We start from the raw sequence: 2,304 nt of genomic DNA on the forward strand, positions 1-2,304 counted from the left end.
CAGGAGGACGTGCCGGTCCTGAACACCACCCCGGACGCGAACGGGGAACTGGCCTATACCGAGGGGATCCACATCGGTTACCGGGCCTGGCTGAAGGCAGGAGCCGCTCCGGCGTACGAATTCGGGCACGGACTCGGCTACACCCGTTGGACCCTCGACACAGCCGAAGCCCCCGCAGCGGCGGTGCCCGGCGCCATCGTGCCCCTCACGGTGGCCCTCACCAACACCGGCACCCGCCCCGGCAAGCAAGTGGTGCAGGTCTACGCCGAACGGGCCGGCTCCGCCGTGGACCGTCCCGTGCGCTGGCTCGTCGCCTCCGCCCCCGTATGGGCCGAACCCGGCGAAACCCGCACCGCGGTGATCAATGTGCCCACCCGGCTGCTGGCCTACTGGGACAACGGCTGGACCTACGAACCCGGTGACTACCGCCTGCGCATCGGCACCTCCGTCACCGAACTGCCGCTCGAAACCGTTCTCACACTTGGAGGCGCTGCATGAACTTCCCCAACCCACTGATTCCCGGCTTCAACCCCGATCCCAGCGTCGTCAAGGTCGGCGAGGACTACTATCTGGCGACCTCCACGTTCGAATACCTCCCCGGCATTCCGGTCTACCACAGCACCGACCTGGTCAACTGGGACCGGATCGGCCACGTGGTGGACCGGGAAGGGCAGCTCGATTCAAGGGACGTGCCCACCCTTGGCGGCGCGTGGGCACCCACAATCCGTTTCCACGACGGCCTCTTCTACGTCGCTGTCACCGACGCCATGGCACGCGGGACCCTGGTGTTCACGGCAGAGGACCCTGCCGGGCCATGGAGCGACGGACTCGCCATTGAGGGCGCCATCGGCATCGACCAGGACCTTGCCTGGGACGAGGACGGCACCGCCTACATGACGTACTCGGGACTCGACACCGTCACCGGGAACATCGGCGAGCACGGCGGCATCCTCCAAGTCCGCGTGGATCTGGAAACCGGCAAGGCCCTTGAGGTGCCCCGTAGCGTGTGGTCCGGGACCGGACTGATGTTCCCGGAAGCGCCCCACCTTTACCGGCATGGCGACTACTGGTACCTCATGATCGCCGAAGGCGGGACCGAGCGCGGACACAGCGTCAGCATTGCCCGCGGAACCTCGCCGGCCGGTCCTTTCGAGGGCAACCCGGCCAACCCCATCTTGAGCGCCCGCAGCACCGAGCGTCCCATCCAGAACACCGGCCACGGCGACCTCGTGCAGACGCCCGACGGCGGCTGGGCCATGGTGCTCTTGGGCATGCGGCCCAAGGGCATGACCCGGGCTTTCTCCGCCCTGGGCCGGGAAACCTTCATCACCCCGGTCACGTGGGAGGACGGCTGGCCCGTCGTCGAACCCGTCATCCTCAACCCCCGCCTGGGCGGCGGCGAGTTCGAGGACAACTTACGGACGCCGAGCTCGACGGCGGCTGGATCGCCGTGCGGCGATTCCCTGGCACGTTCGCCTCCACCGAGAAGAACCCCGGGCGCCTCACCCTGGTCAGCGACGGCGCCGGCCTGGACGATCCACGGCCTTCCTTCCTGGGCCGCCGCCAGCGGTACCAGGTGGAGACCATCTCCGCGCTGGTGGACACCGGATCGTCCGAGGACCTGGACCCTTGACGGGGGAAGGAATGCCGGCGGCCTCGCCGTCCGCTACGACGAGGCACACCACTATTCGATCGAACTGAGCGGAACCACCCTGACGGCGCGGGCCCGGATCTCCTCGATCGAAGAAAGCTGGACGCGACAGGTTCCCGCCGGGCCGCTGGAACTTCGCATCGCAACCCGACAGCCGGATTCGGGCGCGGGATTCGGGCACCTGAGCTCGGACACCATCGCCCTCCAGGCAGTCGTCGACGGCGAACTGCTCACCTTGGCCGAACTGGACGGCCGCTACCTCTCGGCGGAAACCGCAGCCTCCTTCACGGGACGCGTTTCCGGCGTCTTCGCGAGCCGCGGCACGGTCACGTTCGACTGGTTCCGTGGTGAAGGCCGCGAACCACAGTAGGAACTCCGGCGCCTATCCACCCACCGCTTCCGAAAGGCCCCTCCGTGACATCAACATCCCTGGCACCGCAGCCAGCAGGTCTCCGCCAGGCTTCTGTCAGCCGGTTCAGCGCTGAGTACAGGACCGATACCGCCTTCGTGGCCAATCCGCGGCCGCGGCTCAGCTGGGTCGTCGCCACGGACAGCACCGATTGGCAGCAGACCCGTGCCGAACTGCGGCTGACCCGTGCGGGGGCTGTCGAGTCGGCAGTGCACGAAGGCCCTGACTCGGTGCTGGTGGAGTG

The 2,304-nt window shown here is 67.9% G+C and carries 3 protein-coding genes; all 3 read left to right on the plus strand.

The window, feature by feature from the left end:
• A partial coding sequence (locus AHiyo1_RS23815) for a fibronectin type III-like domain-contianing protein (protein ID WP_172465745.1) occupies positions 1 to 498 on the plus strand: 498 nt, incomplete at its 5' end.
• Positions 495 to 2,021 carry a glycoside hydrolase family 43 protein gene (locus AHiyo1_RS23820; protein ID WP_216363335.1) on the plus strand — a complete coding sequence of 509 codons (1,527 nt, stop codon included), beginning with the start codon at positions 495 to 497 and terminating at the stop codon, positions 2,019 to 2,021. The genes AHiyo1_RS23815 and AHiyo1_RS23820, both read left to right, overlap by 4 nt.
• Positions 2,022 to 2,065: 44 nt before the next feature.
• A partial coding sequence (locus tag AHiyo1_RS25270; protein WP_172465746.1) for a glycoside hydrolase family 78 protein occupies positions 2,066 to 2,304 on the plus strand: 239 nt, incomplete at its 3' end.

Source organism: Arthrobacter sp. Hiyo1, from assembly GCF_001263615.2.
Taxonomy (GTDB): Bacteria; Actinomycetota; Actinomycetes; order Actinomycetales; family Micrococcaceae; genus Arthrobacter.